The sequence below is a fragment of the Candidatus Enterococcus myersii genome (assembly GCF_017316025.1).
Taxonomy (GTDB): domain Bacteria; phylum Bacillota; class Bacilli; order Lactobacillales; family Enterococcaceae; genus Enterococcus_C; species Enterococcus_C montenegrensis.
The window spans coordinates 1-14,631 of record NZ_JAFLVT010000008.1 but is presented as its reverse complement, the minus strand read 5'-3'; the positions used below and the strand labels follow the sequence as shown (position 1 = coordinate 14,631).

At 40.1% G+C, this 14,631-nt stretch carries 13 protein-coding genes and 2 tRNA genes; 4 read left to right on the top strand and 11 right to left on the bottom strand.

What is annotated here, in order from left to right:
* Positions 1-45 precede the first annotated feature (45 nt).
* Positions 46-1,032: a polyprenyl synthetase family protein gene (locus tag JZO76_RS05485; protein ID WP_206903182.1), complete on the top strand. Its 987-nt coding sequence runs from the start codon at positions 46-48 to the stop codon at positions 1,030-1,032.
* A 107-nt stretch (positions 1,033-1,139) separates the two neighbouring features.
* On the opposite strand, the gene JZO76_RS05480 is transcribed toward JZO76_RS05485, so the two are convergent.
* The 4 genes from JZO76_RS05480 to JZO76_RS05465 form a co-directional block, all read right to left on the bottom strand.
* Entirely contained in the window at positions 1,140-1,775 is a 636-nt protein-coding gene (locus JZO76_RS05480; RefSeq protein ID WP_206903181.1) for a DUF2812 domain-containing protein, read from the bottom strand.
* The gene (locus JZO76_RS05475) at positions 1,775-2,086 is read right to left on the bottom strand and encodes a PadR family transcriptional regulator (RefSeq protein ID WP_206903180.1); all 312 of its coding nucleotides are present in this window, start codon (positions 2,084-2,086) and stop codon (positions 1,775-1,777) included. Before JZO76_RS05475 ends, JZO76_RS05480 begins: the two co-directional genes overlap by 1 nt.
* 156 nt (positions 2,087-2,242) lie before the next feature.
* Positions 2,243-3,211 carry an ABC transporter substrate-binding protein gene (locus tag JZO76_RS05470; protein WP_206903179.1) on the bottom strand — a complete coding sequence of 323 codons (969 nt, stop codon included), beginning with the start codon at positions 3,209-3,211 and terminating at the stop codon, positions 2,243-2,245.
* Positions 3,211-3,954, bottom strand: a complete 744-nt coding sequence (locus JZO76_RS05465; protein ID WP_206903178.1) for a polysaccharide deacetylase family protein — start codon at positions 3,952-3,954, stop codon at positions 3,211-3,213. Before JZO76_RS05465 ends, JZO76_RS05470 begins: the two co-directional genes overlap by 1 nt.
* 103 nt (positions 3,955-4,057) lie before the next feature.
* Here JZO76_RS05465 and JZO76_RS05460 point away from each other — a divergent pair, with 103 nt between their 5' ends.
* Positions 4,058-4,765, top strand: coding sequence for an ABC transporter ATP-binding protein (locus tag JZO76_RS05460; protein ID WP_206903177.1), 708 nt, complete (start codon positions 4,058-4,060; stop codon positions 4,763-4,765).
* Entirely contained in the window at positions 4,762-5,496 is a 735-nt protein-coding gene (locus tag JZO76_RS05455) for an ABC transporter permease (protein WP_206903176.1), read from the top strand. The genes JZO76_RS05460 and JZO76_RS05455 overlap by 4 nt, the downstream gene beginning before the upstream one ends.
* 502 nt (positions 5,497-5,998) lie before the next feature.
* Here the strand turns inward: JZO76_RS05455 and gor are convergent.
* Positions 5,999-7,348 (bottom strand): glutathione-disulfide reductase, encoded by a 1,350-nt coding sequence (gene gor / locus JZO76_RS05450; protein WP_206903175.1) that lies wholly within the window; start codon positions 7,346-7,348, stop codon positions 5,999-6,001.
* 293 nt (positions 7,349-7,641) lie between these two features.
* Between gor and gloA2 the strand changes: the two genes are divergently transcribed.
* A complete protein-coding gene (gloA2, locus tag JZO76_RS05445; RefSeq protein WP_206903174.1) occupies positions 7,642-8,028 on the top strand; it encodes an SMU1112c/YaeR family gloxylase I-like metalloprotein in 387 nt (128 codons plus the stop codon).
* Positions 8,029-8,289: 261 nt separating this feature from the next.
* Here the strand turns inward: gloA2 and JZO76_RS05440 are convergent, their stop codons facing one another.
* The 6 genes from JZO76_RS05440 to JZO76_RS05415 all read right to left on the bottom strand — a co-directional run bounded on the left by JZO76_RS05440 (position 8,290) and on the right by JZO76_RS05415 (position 14,597).
* Entirely contained in the window at positions 8,290-9,534 is a 1,245-nt protein-coding gene (locus JZO76_RS05440) for a peptidase U32 family protein (RefSeq protein WP_206903173.1), read from the bottom strand.
* Between the two features lie 286 nt (positions 9,535-9,820).
* Positions 9,821-10,744 carry a peptidase U32 family protein gene (locus JZO76_RS05435; RefSeq protein WP_206903172.1) on the bottom strand — a complete coding sequence of 308 codons (924 nt, stop codon included), beginning with the start codon at positions 10,742-10,744 and terminating at the stop codon, positions 9,821-9,823.
* A 255-nt stretch (positions 10,745-10,999) separates the two neighbouring features.
* Positions 11,000-13,498, bottom strand: coding sequence for an ATP-dependent Clp protease ATP-binding subunit (locus JZO76_RS05430; RefSeq protein ID WP_206903171.1), 2,499 nt, complete (start codon positions 13,496-13,498; stop codon positions 11,000-11,002).
* Positions 13,499-13,503: 5 nt separating this feature from the next.
* Positions 13,504-13,971, bottom strand: coding sequence for a CtsR family transcriptional regulator (locus JZO76_RS05425; RefSeq protein WP_206903170.1), 468 nt, complete (start codon positions 13,969-13,971; stop codon positions 13,504-13,506).
* A gap of 407 nt (positions 13,972-14,378) precedes the next feature.
* A tRNA-Arg gene (locus JZO76_RS05420) sits at positions 14,379-14,452 on the bottom strand.
* A gap of 71 nt (positions 14,453-14,523) precedes the next feature.
* A tRNA-Pro gene (locus JZO76_RS05415) sits at positions 14,524-14,597 on the bottom strand.
* Positions 14,598-14,631 lie beyond the last annotated feature (34 nt).

The window sequence follows — 14,631 nt, the reverse complement described above, 5'->3', positions numbered from 1 at the left end:
GGGAAAAGAACCCTCTGCACCTTTTAAAACCTAAAGGAGAATTTTATGAAGTTACATCCACTGTGGCAGGACTATCCTGTCTTACAACCTGAATTGCGTCAAACTTTGACGCTGATGGAAGATTCTATCAAGTTAAAAAACAAACCTGTTGCAACAGCAATTTTAAGCATGATTCACTCTGGCGGCAAGCTATTGCGCCCTGCTTATCAATTACTTTTTTCACAATTTGGGCCCGAACAAGACCGCAAGAAAGCTGTCTCTTTGGCTGCTTCAATTGAAATGTTGCACACAGCAACGTTAGTCCACGATGACATTGTCGATGAAGCTGATTTGCGCCGCGGACTTCAAACTATCCGCTCTGAATTTGGCAATGCTGTGGCTGTTTATGCTGGTGATTTTCTCTTTGTCTGCTGTTTTAAACTAATGGCCGACTACGCCGGTTCCATGCGCAGCTTGCAAATCAACTCCCGTAGTATGGAAAAAATCTTAAACGGAGAACTCGGACAAATGGACACCCGTTATGCGACCGATGTATCCATTGCCGAATATTTGGAAAATATTTCTGGAAAAACGGCTGAACTATTTTCCCTAAGTTGTTTTGTTGGGGCTTTAGAAAGTGGCACTGGGGAGCGTTTTGCCAAACAATGTGGTGATATCGGTCAAAATATCGGCATGGCTTTTCAAATCATCGATGACATCTTAGATTATTCTAAAAATGCCACCGAGATCGGAAAACCGGTCCTAGAAGACGTGCGCCAAGGCGTATACTCCCTTCCTTTATTATTGGCCTTACAAAAAGCACCACAAAAATTACTACCGCTTTTAGAAAAAAAAGCTGAAATTACCGATACAGAAGTTGAACAGCTTTATCAATATGTCCATGAATATGGCGGCGTAGCAAAAGCAAAAGCCTACGCAAAAGATTACACCGATAAAGCGCTAAAAGGGATTCACAAGTTGCCCGAAAATGACTTAAACACCAAAGAGACACTTTTACGTTTAACTCAGACGATATTGGAACGGAACAATTAGACGGCAATTTCAAACAAAAAACGACGCTAAAAATTCAAGGACTATCTCTAATGAAAAGAGACCGTCCTTGAACTTTAACGTCGTTTTTTTGGACCTGTAATGTTTCACTAATACACCAATTTCTTATACCGCTGCATGCGCCAATAAGAATTAAGGAAGACCGCAAGAATGAACAAGAAAATAATCGGCACTACCAAATGATTCAAAATTCGCATCAAAGCAAAAGGTAATTCAAAGAAAAAAGCGCGCCAAAACTCACTACCCGTTTTCTGCCAGAGACCTGGTGTTAGAAATTCTTTTTGTGGGTGCCACAACACAGAAAGGTCAGTGCTACTCATAAATAGCGCCACATAAATTGGGACTAGAAAAGACAAAGAGCCAAAGACACCCTTGCGAATTCGTTTTTCCCGTTCAATCAGAGAGGAAATATCTGAAAACAATTGCAAATTTTGGCTGCGATCACTGATAAAATACTGGGTACCACTGTCGTAACGACCATAAATATGCTCCCAGCCAGCATCGGTCATAAATTGCAGATAATCGGTAAAGTCCTCTTTGCTTGTAAACTTACGATAATCAAATTGAATTACTTTGTCGGTATCCTTGACTTTTTTAAAGTGATAAAAAATCCCGCTGCCGGTGATGTCAAATAGCTGAAACCCTTGTGCTAACTTGCGGTTAAGCCAGACTTCTTCTTTTTCTAGCGAAAAAAATAGCCGGAATTTTGTAATTGTGCGATTCATTATTTTTCCCCCATTTCTTCAAAAAGCTGTGTACAGTGCCTCATCCGATTCACTTCATCTGTCAAAATATTGCGCCCATATTCTGTGATGTGGTAAATCTTTCTGCGCTCTTGTATTGGCGATACTTGGATAATCATCTCGGCCTTCAACAAATTTTCGATCGCGCCATACATCGTACCTGCTGCAATCCGGACGTTGCCCATACTTAATTCTTCAATTTTTTTAATCGCCAAATAACCATAAGTCGGTTCGGAAAATACCAGCAGCAGATAAAAAATCGTTTCCGTTAGTGGTAATTGATCTGTTTTCATAAAAGTGCTCCCTGTTTTTATATAGTCAAACTGTATAGTTAAACTATATAGTACAACTGTATAATAGGCAAGAAAAAAAAGCCCCAAAATTTCTTTTCTGAGAAGAAATTTTGGAGACTTTTTAATCAATTGCTACAAAATAGCAATTTTCAGCGACTATTTTGTTAAATGATTAAAGTCTGTTAATGCAGTATAACTATAATTTTCATCAATTTGCTTTTTATCTTTGGCCCATTTGATAATGGCATCAAATTGATCTTTAGGTACTTTTTGCGCATGAGGATAATCTTTTTGCTGCTTATCCAAATACGTACTCATAGCTTCTGGGAATTGATATTTGGTTAAAATATCCGCATATTCACTGGCTTTGTGTTGATTCATATAATCGATAGCTTGATTATAACCTTGATAAAAAGCAGTAATGTCTTGGGGACGTTCTTTTAAAATGGCATCGGTAAATTGCAACGTACCGCCGTTAATTTTCGCCTCTTTAGAACTACCTAAAATTTTTGCGCCTTGTTTAGCCAACATGCTGGCTTGGGGCTCAGTATAAACCGCACCGTCCACTTGGCCATTTAATAACGCCTCTGAGCGGGCAGAAAATGAGGGAATATTGACAACTTCATAAGTAAAGCCGTCTTTTTTGGCAAAGTCGTCCATAATATATTCCAAAATAAAATTAGGAACTAAAGTGACTTTTTTCCCCGCTAAGCCCTTCATCTCCGTAATTTTGGATTGAGGGGAAGCCAACACTTTAAAATCTTCCAAAATACCGGAAGTAATTTTCATATCGATTCCGTTTTTCTTAAAGGTTGCTTCGGTCATAACATCACTAATTGTGCCGTCTAGCTGTTTGGATTGAACGGCAACATTGCGATCGTTTGGTGAAGCAAAGGATTTAATTGCGACATCGGTGCCAGCTTCTTTGAAGAAGCCTTTTTCTTGCGCCAAAATAATCGGGATAGCCGATTCTGCTGGTAAAATCCCCATATTAATTGTTTTTCCAGTTACTTTTTCAGCTGTCTTCGTCGTTGTTGTTGGCGTTGTTTGGGTATTGTTTTGACCACAAGCCGCTAAACTTAAAACACTGAGTACAACCAATAAACTCGCCGCTATTTTTTTCATTATTTTTCCCCCACGATTTCTTTAAATGCTGCTAAAGGTAATTGTGCCGGCACCACATTGCGGCGCAATTCCAACGGATTTGTCTCTTTTTCATTTCTGCCTTTAATGGTGGTAAAGGCTAGTTTAAAGCCCTCCTTGGCCAGAGTTGCTACGTTTTTTTCATCGTAGAGCCCAAATGGATAAGCAAAAACATCCTTCACCGGTACAAATTGATTACACTTTTTTAAATCTAAAATAAAATCAGTTTCACTTTCCCACATCGCTCTAGAAGCTGTTGTCCCTTTACGTTGGTGAAAATGATGGGTATGATTGGCATAAGTAAAAACATCTGCCATGCCCAATAGTTCTGGGAAACTCACCGGACGAGAAACTTCCGGCGCATATAAACTAGGCGTTGCAAAGATCCAACCAGTTGGCACAAATGAGACCGCCGTCAGTTTGCGTTGTTGTAAAATAGGATAAGCATAGCGCAGTTGCGATTGGTAACAATCATCAAAAGTTAACAAGATACTTTTTTTGGGCAGACTAAACTTTCCGGCATAAAAGGCTGCCACTTCTGCCAATGTTAAAAAATGATACTGCTGTGCGATTAAGTAATCGATTTGGGCTGTAAAACTGTCTAAATCATTGTATAAAGGCAACGGCAGTGAATCGGCGTAGCCATCTGCTACTTGAATCGGGCGCATCCCTGCTTTTATCTCAGCAAGTGGCCGGATTTCGTGAAACACTAAAGTTGTAAACATTTTTTTCTCTCCTTAAAAGCTGTCTTTCATTGAAAACCTCCATTAGTATAACACAAGGTTTGAAAAAAGCTGCACAAACTACTTAGAAAAGGATACCTATAACATGCCTATTACCTTAAACAATGTTTCCTTCCATTATGGAAAACAAACTATTTTCACAAACCTAAATTATCGTTTTAAAAATTATCACCGCTATGCAGTCATTGGCCCTTCTGGCAGCGGCAAAACTACTTTATTGCAGCTGTTGCAAGGTTTTTTAGCCCCAACTGACGGCACCCTTACAAAAGATGAAGACACGATTATGACCGTCTTTCAAAATAATCAAATTTTTCCTTGGTTAACTGTTGCCGCTGCCGTAAACCTGCCCTTAAAATTAGCCCACAAAAAGAAGGACAAACGCAACCAACAAGTAACACAGCTTTTAAGAGAGTTGCAACTTACCGACTTAAAAGATAAACGGCCGAAAGCTTTAAGCGGCGGACAACTACAACGAGTTGCCATTGCACAAGGCTTGGCCCTTAACCCGCAATTTTTATTACTGGATGAACCCACTTCTTCTTTGGACTCCCAAAGTAAAGAAAAAATTCAAGATTTACTCATCGCCCAACAACAAAGACGCCAAAACAGTCTTTTAGTCGTAACCCACGATATTGAAGAAGCTGCCTTTTTGGGTGAAACTATTTTAATTGTCAAAGATGCCCAACTCATCGTCATAGATAACCCAACATTTGCCGCTACCACTAAAAATCGACGGGAAAGTTTGGCCTTTTATGAATTTTGCATTGCTTTAAGAGCAGAGGTGCGGCAATGAAAACATTACGACAACACGTAAGTCAACTGCTGCTGGGTGGAATTATGTATCTTTTGTTGTGGCAACTATTATCCCTAATTACGAAAAATCACGCCATTCCAACGCCCCTTGCTACTTGGCCGACTTTTTGGGCCTTGAAAAAAATACTGCTGCTTCACAGTGGTGCGAGTTTTTTACGGGTGTTGACTGCTTTAGCGTTGGCCCTTTTAGTCGGTGTTCCCATGGGGATTGTATTGGGCTTATCTAAAGGAGCCAATCGCATCTTAGCTCCTTTCATCTATTTTTTATACCCGCTACCAAAAGTTGCTTTCTTGCCGATTTTTATGCTGTTTTGGGGCTTGGGGAATTTTTCGAAGGTACTCTTGCTCTTTGCGATTATTTTACTGCAGGTAATCGTCTCCATTCGCGATGGCGTTCACCAAATTCCAGCCAACTTCCAAAAGACGATGACGAACTTTCATGCAAATTTTTTACAGCGGATTTATTATTTGATTTTGCCCGCCTTAATCCCAAGCCTCTTAACCAGCTTACGGGTCAGTATCGGCATTGCCTTAGCGTCCTTATTCTTTGCCGAAAATTACGCCACAGAATACGGCCTAGGCTATTTGATTTTAAGCGCATGGACCAAAATGGCCTACTCCGAAATGTTTGCCGGCATTTTTTGTATCGCATTATTAGGCGGCATATTATTCCTTTTATTGGACCTACTAGAAGAAAAGTTCCGCTATTAAAAAAAGCTTTGCGAACTTGTTTAGCCCTCTAGCATTAAGGGGGAAACTGGCTAAATTGCTCTTCAAATTTCGCCAGATTTTACCTTAATGTCGCAGAGGGCTAGTGCGAAAAGCTAGATTAAAAAAAGCTTTACGAACTTGTTTAGACCTCTAGCATTAAGGCGGAAACTGGCTAAATTGCTCTTCAAATTTCGCCAGATTTTGCCTTAATGTCGCAGAGGACTAGTGCGAAAAGCTAAATTAAAAAAAACTTTGCGAACTTGTTTAGACCTCTAGCATTAAGGGGGAAACTTAGGGAATGACTAGAAAACACAACGCTTATAGCCTTGATGTTGCGTGTTATTACTTGGTGCTTCCAAAATTTCGCTTTGTTCTCCAAGCGAATTTCTTTTTAAAACGAGAGGACAATTCTCTTTTTCACCCTCAAATTTTTCAAAAAATTTATGATCAGCACTAAAAAAAGTACGACCTTTTAAGTTTGCTTAAAAGGTCGTACTTTATTTTAACGCATTGTGACAAATTCCTCGGCACCGGTTGGGTGAATCGCAACCGTATTGTCGAAATCTGCTTTTGTGGCCCCCATTTTGATGGCAACCGCAAAACCTTGTAACATTTCATCCACGCCGATACCAATCGCGTGTAAGCCCACGATTCGTTCTTCTTCTCCCACACAAATCAATTTCATTTCGCATTTTTGCCGATAATCATTTAAGGCAAAATACATCGGGGTAAAGCGGGAACGGTAAACTTTTACTTTTTCAGCTTGATATTTTTCATAAGTCTGTTCTTCTGTTAACCCGATTGTCGCAATCGGCGGATGGGTGAAAATCACCGTTGGAATCAGATCATAATCCAAATGCAGATCTTTTTTGCCATTAAATAAGCGCTCAGATAAACGCCGTCCGGCAGCAATTGCAACTGGGGTTAAATCAACTTTCCCGATAATATCGCCTACCGCATAAACACCCGGCACCGAAGTATTTTGGAATTCATCCACCGCAATAAACCCACGCTGGTCTAATTTCACCCCGATTTTTTCTAAATCAAGATTTTGCGTATTTGGTAAACGTCCACCGGCAAAGAGAACTTTTTCAGCCTGTAACTTTGCCCCGTTTTCAAACGTCACTGTAAAAGTATCGTCATCATTTTTAATAATTTCAGTTGCAACGTACTCAGGATACAAAGACAAGCCTGCTTCTTGGTACATTTCCACTAAATTATCACTTAACATCGGATCAAAAGTTCGTAACGGACGCCCTTGCCGATAAGCCCACATGGTTTTAATGCCCATTTGTTGTGCCATACCAGAAAGCTCTGCTGCAATGTAGCCTGCTCCCAAGACCAGCATACTCTCCGGCTTTTTCGTCATGGCAAAAAAGTCGTCTGAATCCATTGCATATTCTCCCCCGGGGATATTCATATGGCTCGGTCTTCCCCCAGTCGCAATCAAAATATGAGGGGCTGTAAATTTTTCATCGCCAACCACTACCGTCTGGGAGTCGACAAATTTTCCATAGCCCGTTACTACATCAACTTTATTACTGTCTAAACCTCTTTGGTAAGCCCCGTGTAAAAAGGAAATATATTTTTCTCGGCGCGTCACCAATTCTGTAAAATCAAACGCTTTGATATCTGCTGTAATACCGTAACTTGGTGCATCGCGACGAATCATTTCCAGCATTTCACTAGCCTGCCACATTACTTTTTTCGGTACACAACCAACATTTACACACGTTCCGCCTAAAGCTTTGCCTTCAATTAGCAAAACTTTTTGTCCGTGCAGCCCCGCTCTATTTGCCGATGCAATCCCGCCGCTACCGCCACCGATGACAATGTAATCATAACTTTTCACGTAATTCTCCCCTTTATCCTTTTAGAATATGTCTGAAAATTTCAACGACAGATAATTTGACCTTTGTCCTATCAGTCACCCTTTAGTCTTCATTCAAAAAATTTGCTAAAATCTGAAGCCTACTACATTTTCAGACACACTAGGATTCCCATAATTTTTCCAATACCTGTATTGTACTTGAAAGAAAAATGATAAGCTAGTAGGCTGTTTATAGGCTAAACTTACTTAAAGATTACGTGGATATAACCAGTAATTTTTGCGTAATAGTTATTTTCGTATAAAGGAGCAAAATCATGCCGCTAAAATTTACCCAAATTCATCATGTTGCCATTATCGTTTCCAACCTCGCTAGCGCCAAACACTTTTATGTGGACATTCTGGGACTACCGATCATTAGAGAACATTATCGGCCCGAAAAAAATGATACGAAACTCGATTTGCAATTAGATAATTGCCAACTGGAAATCTTTGCCCCAACTCATCCGCCCAAACGACCAAGTTTTCCTGAGGCTTGTGGACTACGCCACTTAGCCTTCAAAACTACCAATATTGAAGCCGAAGTCGCCTACTTAAAAGAACAGGGGGTAAGATGTGAAGAAATTCGGCGGGACACGTTCACAAACGAAAAAATGACTTTCTTCTTTGATCCTGACGGCTTGCCGCTGGAATTGCATGAATAAATAAAGTCGCAACAAATTAACCTGCACCCAATCTATTGAACAAAAAAACTCCTGTCTAATTCATGGTCGGCTATCTCATTTAGGTTAGCAATCAAAGCTACCTTAGTGACAGTCATCCATTTAGACTGGAGTTTTTCTATTGTTGAACTAGTTTTATTCACAATAAGCTGAAATTTTGCTTTGCGGAAAATACACCAAAGTCAAGCTTCTGATATTTTTCCCGCCAAGCAAAATAACCTGCCTTGTCTTTTATCCTATTTCCTAATCCTTCTTCTTACGAATCATATCCCCCACCGCAACAGCTTGGGCAACAGGCATCGTTAAAATCATCATCGGATTTGGGGCCCGGTCGATCATTTCCCCTTCATCATTTTTCATACAAGCCACTGATTGTTCAAAATGTTTAAAGCCTGGTGAATAAAATTCAATTTCATCTCCGACAGAAAAGTGATTTCGTTGGCGAATCGTAGCAATTTTTGTTGTAGGATCATAGGCCATGACTTCGCCGACAAACTGATATTGCGGAATTTTACGTCTTGGGCCAAAGAGCTGTTCATTTTCCGTTGGTGTATGGTAATAAAAACCCGTTGCAAGCTCTCGTTGTGCCACTTTCCATAGTTCGTCGATCCACTCTTGTTTGCAAACATAATTTTCTGGATCTGCAATATAGCTGTCCACCGCCGCTTTGTACACGTTTGAAACGGTGGAAACATAGTGAATAGATTTCATGCGCCCTTCAATTTTTAAACTATCCACGCCGTTTTCAATTAAATCTGGAATGTGCTCAATCATCGTCATATCGACAGCACTCATGGAAAATTCTTCATTTACATTTCCTTTATCCGTTAAACTGCGGTGTTGCTCTGTACCAAAGGGCATATCGTATAATTCATATTTCCAGCGACAAGATTGTGAACAGCCGCCGCGATTGGCATCCCGCATGGACATATGGTTCGATAATGTACACCGGCCTGAATATGAAATACACATTGCCCCGTGAATAAAGGCTTCAATCTCAATTTCAGTATTTTTGCGAATTTCAGCAACTTCTGCCATTGAAACTTCCCGTGCTAAAACGACCCGCTCTAAGCCTTCATTTTTCCAAAATTCCAATGTCTCAAAATTTGTGGCAGAGGCTTGCGTTGAAAGGTGAATCGGAAGACCCGGCGCTTCTGTTGCACAAATTTCAATCAATGCCGGATCAGATACAATCACCGCACTAATTCCGACATCCCGCAACTCGCGGAAAAATTCTCCCGCACCTTCTTGATTCCCTTCATGGGTAACCATATTGGCCGCTACGTATACTTTGGCATTGTGTTCTTTAGCAAAAGCTACACCTTCTGCCATTTCTTCATAACTAAAATTCCCCGCGCGGCTTCGCAAACCATACGCGTTCCCGCCAATATAAACAGCATCGGCGCCATAATGAATCGCCGTTTTCAATTTTTCCAAAGTTCCCGCCGGAGCCAAAACCTCCGGCCGCTTCAAGACTCTCTTTGTCATGTCTTTTTGTCACTCCTGCTTTAGATGTTGTCAACATCCGAATTGCCAACTGGTATTAAGTAAAACCAATTGTATGCCGCCTTTTGGCATGCACGTTGGGTGGCTTAATACCCAGTTGGCAGGACTTTTGACAACTCGATTTCTTTAGATGTGAAAAAGGTTCGCTTAGAAAGTGAGCAATTAGGCAAAAATAGTGTAAACGCATTTTGCTTATCACTAGTTTTACTTATTGTTGAACTTTCTGGCCTTTTTTACTTCATTTATCGTAAATAGTTTCGCTTGCTTTTTAGCGAATCGCTTTTGGATCTAAATAATAAAAACCAGTGTCTAATCCGCGCTTTTCAGGATGCAAGGTCTGCAGTTTTTCATCTAATGCTGCAGCTTGTGCTTCGTCCCACGTCCCAGCTAAGATGGCTGCCTTAGCGGCCACAAATAATTCGGCAATGGCAACAAAATTGGCTTCATCGGTAAACAATCCATCCAGTTTCCACGTTGTAAAACCAGTTTGGGCCAACTGTCCTACTTCTTTCATCAAATCCAAATCATTATCAGCAAAAATATGCGTCCCATGACTATCTTCAAAGATTGAGTAATGGGTTTCAGGTTTTTTTGGTTCCGATAAGAACAAATCGCGTTCACGACTTGTACGCTCATCTTGCTGCGTATAATTATAATAATTTTGTAAAAGTGGCCGTTTTGATTGATGGATACAGGTTGCACCGTAAACTAAAACTTCCGCCGGTACCGCTAATTGTGGCGCCATTTCTACCATTTCCGCAAAAGGTACTTCTCTGGCTAAAACAGCCCCAACAGCACCTTTTTTACTCCAAAAATTAATTTGACGCGCACTGGTCACTAAGGTTTCCCCATCATATATAAAAGGCGTCGCCAAGTTTTCATTTTGCGTCATCACATAGACGACACCAGGATCTCCCACCACAATTTGATTGGCACCACTTTCTTTTACAAAAGCTAAATACTCCGGTACTAACTTCATTTTTTCCGGATGCATAATGCCATTGACGGCAATTGCTGCTTTTTTCCCGGCAGCATGGGCTAAATTTACTAATTGCCTTTGTTCTTTGCGTGAAAATGAATAAGGTAACCGCAAACCAAACGTTTCTTCCCCAAAGTAGATGGTGTCCACACCAGCTGCTAGTAATTTTTTGGCTTGGTCAACAGAGGCTACCGTTGTGATTAATTCAATCATCTTCTTCCCCCTTTGATAACTCAATTATCTTATCACAGGGTGTGGAATTTTAGAAGTAGCAATCAAAAATCCTACTATTTTTAGAAGATTCCCTGATTGGATTTTAAAAATACAACAAAACGCTAATAAGTCTGGTAATTTATCCCCTGAAAGTAAAATGGATAAAACAAAACTTTACTAAAAAATCGTTAAAAGAGAACTGAACACAAAAACCCCCAAATGTTAGAAAATTACTAACATTTGGAGGCTGCATTTTTAAACGTTTTGCAATTTTTTCCCTTCAGTAGGTTCTTTTACTGTTAAGGTGATTTTCCCTTTTTTAGCACCGATTGTAACATTATCCCCCAAATGAATTTGGCCAGATAATAACGCTTCAGATAAACGATCTTCCACTTCTTTTTGCAGTGCTCTTCTGATTGGACGAGCGCCATATTCTGGATCAAAACCAGCTTTACCGATAACTTCATTGGCAGCAGGTGTGATTTTCAATTGAATATCTTGTTCGGCCAAGCGTTTTATAATGGATTTACTCATGATTTTCACGATTTGTTGAATTTCAGCTTCTCCTAATGAACGGAAGACAACTGTTTCATCAATTCGGTTTAAAAATTCAGGGCGGAAAGCTTTTTTCAATTCTTCTAAAATACGTTTTTGCATAGCCCCATGATCTTTTGTTAAATCCGTTACGTTAAAACCAACATTTTTTTCTTCACGAATTTGCGTAGCTCCAATATTGGAGGTCATAATCAAAATCGTATTACGAAAATCAACTTTACGTCCTTTTGAGTCGGTCAAATGCCCATCGTCTAATACTTGTAACAAAATATTAAAGACATCTGGATGCGCTTTTTCAACTTCATCCAACAAGATAACAGAATATGGTTTAGAACGAACCTTCTCTGTTAATTGTCCACCTTCGTCATACCCGACATAACCTGGAGGAGAACCAATCAGACGGCTCGTACTGTATTTTTCCATAAATTCTGACATATCCACGCGAATCAGTGCATCTTCACTGCCAAACATCGCTTCTGCTAGCGTTTTGGCCAATTCGGTTTTCCCAACACCAGTTGGTCCTAAAAACATGAAGGAACCAATTGGACGATTTGGATCTTTCAAGCCACTTCTAGCACGACGAATCGAACGTGCGACAGCTTTAACTGCTTCTTCTTGGCCCACTACCCGTTGATGGAGAATTTTTTCTAAATCTAGGAGGCGTTCGCTTTCTTTTTTCTCCATTTGTTGCAACGGTACACCTGTCCACTGAGAAACGACAGTTGCGACATCTTCTGCTGTCACACGGTCAGCAAAACCAGAGGCTTCTTTTGTTTCCGCAAAGGCTAATTCTGCCAAACGTTGACTTAACTTTTTCTCTTTTTGGCGTAAACGAGCTGCCGCTTCAAAGTTTTGATTTTGAATTGCTTCTTCTTTTTCACTCATCAGATTTGCAATGTCTTCTTGCAAACCGATAATTTCAGAAGGTTCATCTGCTTTATCCAAACGCACTTTTGCTGAAGACTCATCCATTAAATCAATTGCCTTATCTGGTAACTGCCGCGAATTGATATAGCGAACAGACAACTGGACAGCCGCATGTAATGCTTCATCAGAGATTTCAACACCATGATGTTCTTCGTAACGAGGACGCAAGCCTCTTAAGATCTCTTCGGCCTCTTCTGGCGTTGGCTCATCGACTTGCACACGAGCAAAACGACGTTCCAATGCAGAATCTTTTTCAATATACTTTTGATATTCATCTAGCGTGGTGGCACCAATTGTTTGTAACTCGCCACGAGCTAAAGCCGGTTTCAAAATATTGGAAGCATCAATGGCCCCTTCAGCTCCGCCGGCACCAATCAAAGTATGCAGCTCGTCGATGAATAAGATAATTTGCCCGTCATGATAAATTTCATCAATGATTTTTTTCATCCGGTCTTCAAATTCACCACGATATTTCGTACCCGCTACAAGAGAACCCATATCCAGCATCATCAAACGTTTTTGCTGCATATCTTCCGGAACTTCGCCCCGTACAATCTGTTGCGCTAAACCTTCTGCAATAGCTGTTTTACCAACACCAGGTTCACCCACTAAAACAGGATTATTTTTCGTTCTGCGCGAGAGGATTTGAATCAGACGTTTTACTTCTTTACTGCGGCCTACCACGGGATCGAGGCGGTTTTCTCTGGCAAGCTTCGTTAAATCCCGAGCTAAGCCGTCTAGCGTCGGCGTACCTTGCTGCATGCCTTTTGTACCCTGAGGCGCTTGTCTGCGGCGTCCTCCTAACCCGTTATTGGGTGCCTTGCTTTCACTTACGCCCATTTTCTTTTTCAAAAGTTGGCGCATTCTAGCTAAGCTCAAACCAAGGTTGACCATGATGCGAGAAGCAAGAATTTCATCATCGCGTAAAAGTCCCAGTAGTAAGTGCTCTGTACCAATATTCGGAGCGCCTAAGCGTTTTGCTTCGTCACCTGCATAGGCAAAAATTTGTTTTGCTCGTGGTGAATACGGTAAGTAAACTCCAGCCGGATAAGATTTCATCGTGCCATAGCCAGTTAAATGCTCAATTTCTTCTCTAACATCTGTTTCAGTAACGCTCATTTCCCGTAAAACTTTTCCAGCAATACCATCTTGTTCAATAATCAAAGCCAACAGTAGATGTTCTGAACCGACTGACTGATGTTTGAAAGTTTTTGCTTCTTCTTGAGCAATCGTCAAGACCGCCTTGGCTTTTTCTGTAAATAATTCATCCATCTGACTCACTTCCTATCCTCATAACTTAATCGCTCTAGCACTGCATGTAACATGCCAGCTCGAATTTCATTTTCATTTTTAAAACGTCCCAGCGTACTTTTAGCCAAAGCCGCTAAAATTAAATTACCTTCTGTTTTGGTTAAAATATCTTCTTCGTATAGCTTTTGAATAATGGCTAAAGCATCTTTTTCACCTAGTGTATCGACAAAAAGTTGATCTACTTGCTCTAAAAAGCGATGATTGTCAGAAATTTTGATTTTTTCAATTCTAATATAGCCACCGCCACCGCGCTTACTTTCAACAACATAGCCCCGTTGAATTGTGAAACGCGTATTAATGACATAATTAATTTGGGATGGTACACAGTTGAATAAATCAGCCATCTCGGTGCGACGGATTTCAATCATTTCGCTATCTTCCAAAATTTTTTTCAAATAAGCTTCAATTAAATCAGAAGTGTTGTGACGACTCATAATGCGATTTCCCTCCCTTGACTAATTCTGACCTTAATTATACCCAACTTAGCTGGATAATTAAAGGAACATGACTGAATCACAACATTCCTTTAAGAATTAGCGGAAGAAAAAGTAAAACACGTACACACGAACTGCTTCGTAACTTTTTTATAGGAAATAAAAGTTACTTCTCTATTTTACCGCAACTTTCACAAAAGTAAAAAATCTAACACAATGAATATTCATACATTAATTTGAGCTAATCACATACTATTTTTTCTTACAATTCACTAAATAATTTACTAGCTTGTCTATTTTTTAAACAAAATCATATTATTTTTTTATCATAGCTAATAATATTTTGACCTTGATAGAACTATTTTGATATACAAAAAAACGAAATCCTTAATATGATTTCGTTAAGACGCGCCCAAGAGGAGTCGAACCCCTAACCTTTTGATCCGTAGTCAAACACTCTATCCAGTTGAGCTATGGGCGCATAAATATTAAATTAAGTCTGACAACATTATAGCTTAAATTCATTTAGAAATAAAGCCTAAAATAAAAAAATCGGGAAGACAGGATTCGAACCTGCGACCCCTTGGTCCCAAACCAAGTGCTCTACCAAGCTGAGCTACTTCCCGATAAAAAATAAAAAGACTACGCGCCCAAGAGGAG

Bases quoted from the DNA above. Each gene is read 5' to 3' on its own strand.
- JZO76_RS05485 (WP_206903182.1), top strand. From the start codon at position 46: ATGAAGTTACATCCACTGTGGCAGGACTATCCTGTCTTACAACCTGAA.
- JZO76_RS05480 (WP_206903181.1), bottom strand. From the start codon at position 1,775: ATGAATCGCACAATTACAAAATTCCGGCTATTTTTTTCGCTAGAAAAA.
- JZO76_RS05475 (WP_206903180.1), bottom strand. From the start codon at position 2,086: ATGAAAACAGATCAATTACCACTAACGGAAACGATTTTTTATCTGCTG.
- JZO76_RS05470 (WP_206903179.1), bottom strand. From the start codon at position 3,211: ATGAAAAAAATAGCGGCGAGTTTATTGGTTGTACTCAGTGTTTTAAGT.
- JZO76_RS05465 (WP_206903178.1), bottom strand. From the start codon at position 3,954: ATGTTTACAACTTTAGTGTTTCACGAAATCCGGCCACTTGCTGAGATA.
- JZO76_RS05460 (WP_206903177.1), top strand. From the start codon at position 4,058: ATGCCTATTACCTTAAACAATGTTTCCTTCCATTATGGAAAACAAACT.
- JZO76_RS05455 (WP_206903176.1), top strand. From the start codon at position 4,762: ATGAAAACATTACGACAACACGTAAGTCAACTGCTGCTGGGTGGAATT.
- gloA2 (WP_206903174.1), top strand. From the start codon at position 7,642: ATGCCGCTAAAATTTACCCAAATTCATCATGTTGCCATTATCGTTTCC.
- JZO76_RS05440 (WP_206903173.1), bottom strand. From the start codon at position 9,534: ATGACAAAGAGAGTCTTGAAGCGGCCGGAGGTTTTGGCTCCGGCGGGA.
- JZO76_RS05435 (WP_206903172.1), bottom strand. From the start codon at position 10,744: ATGATTGAATTAATCACAACGGTAGCCTCTGTTGACCAAGCCAAAAAA.
- JZO76_RS05430 (WP_206903171.1), bottom strand. From the start codon at position 13,498: ATGGATGAATTATTTACAGAAAAAGCCAAGGCGGTCTTGACGATTGCT.
- JZO76_RS05425 (WP_206903170.1), bottom strand. From the start codon at position 13,971: ATGAGTCGTCACAACACTTCTGATTTAATTGAAGCTTATTTGAAAAAA.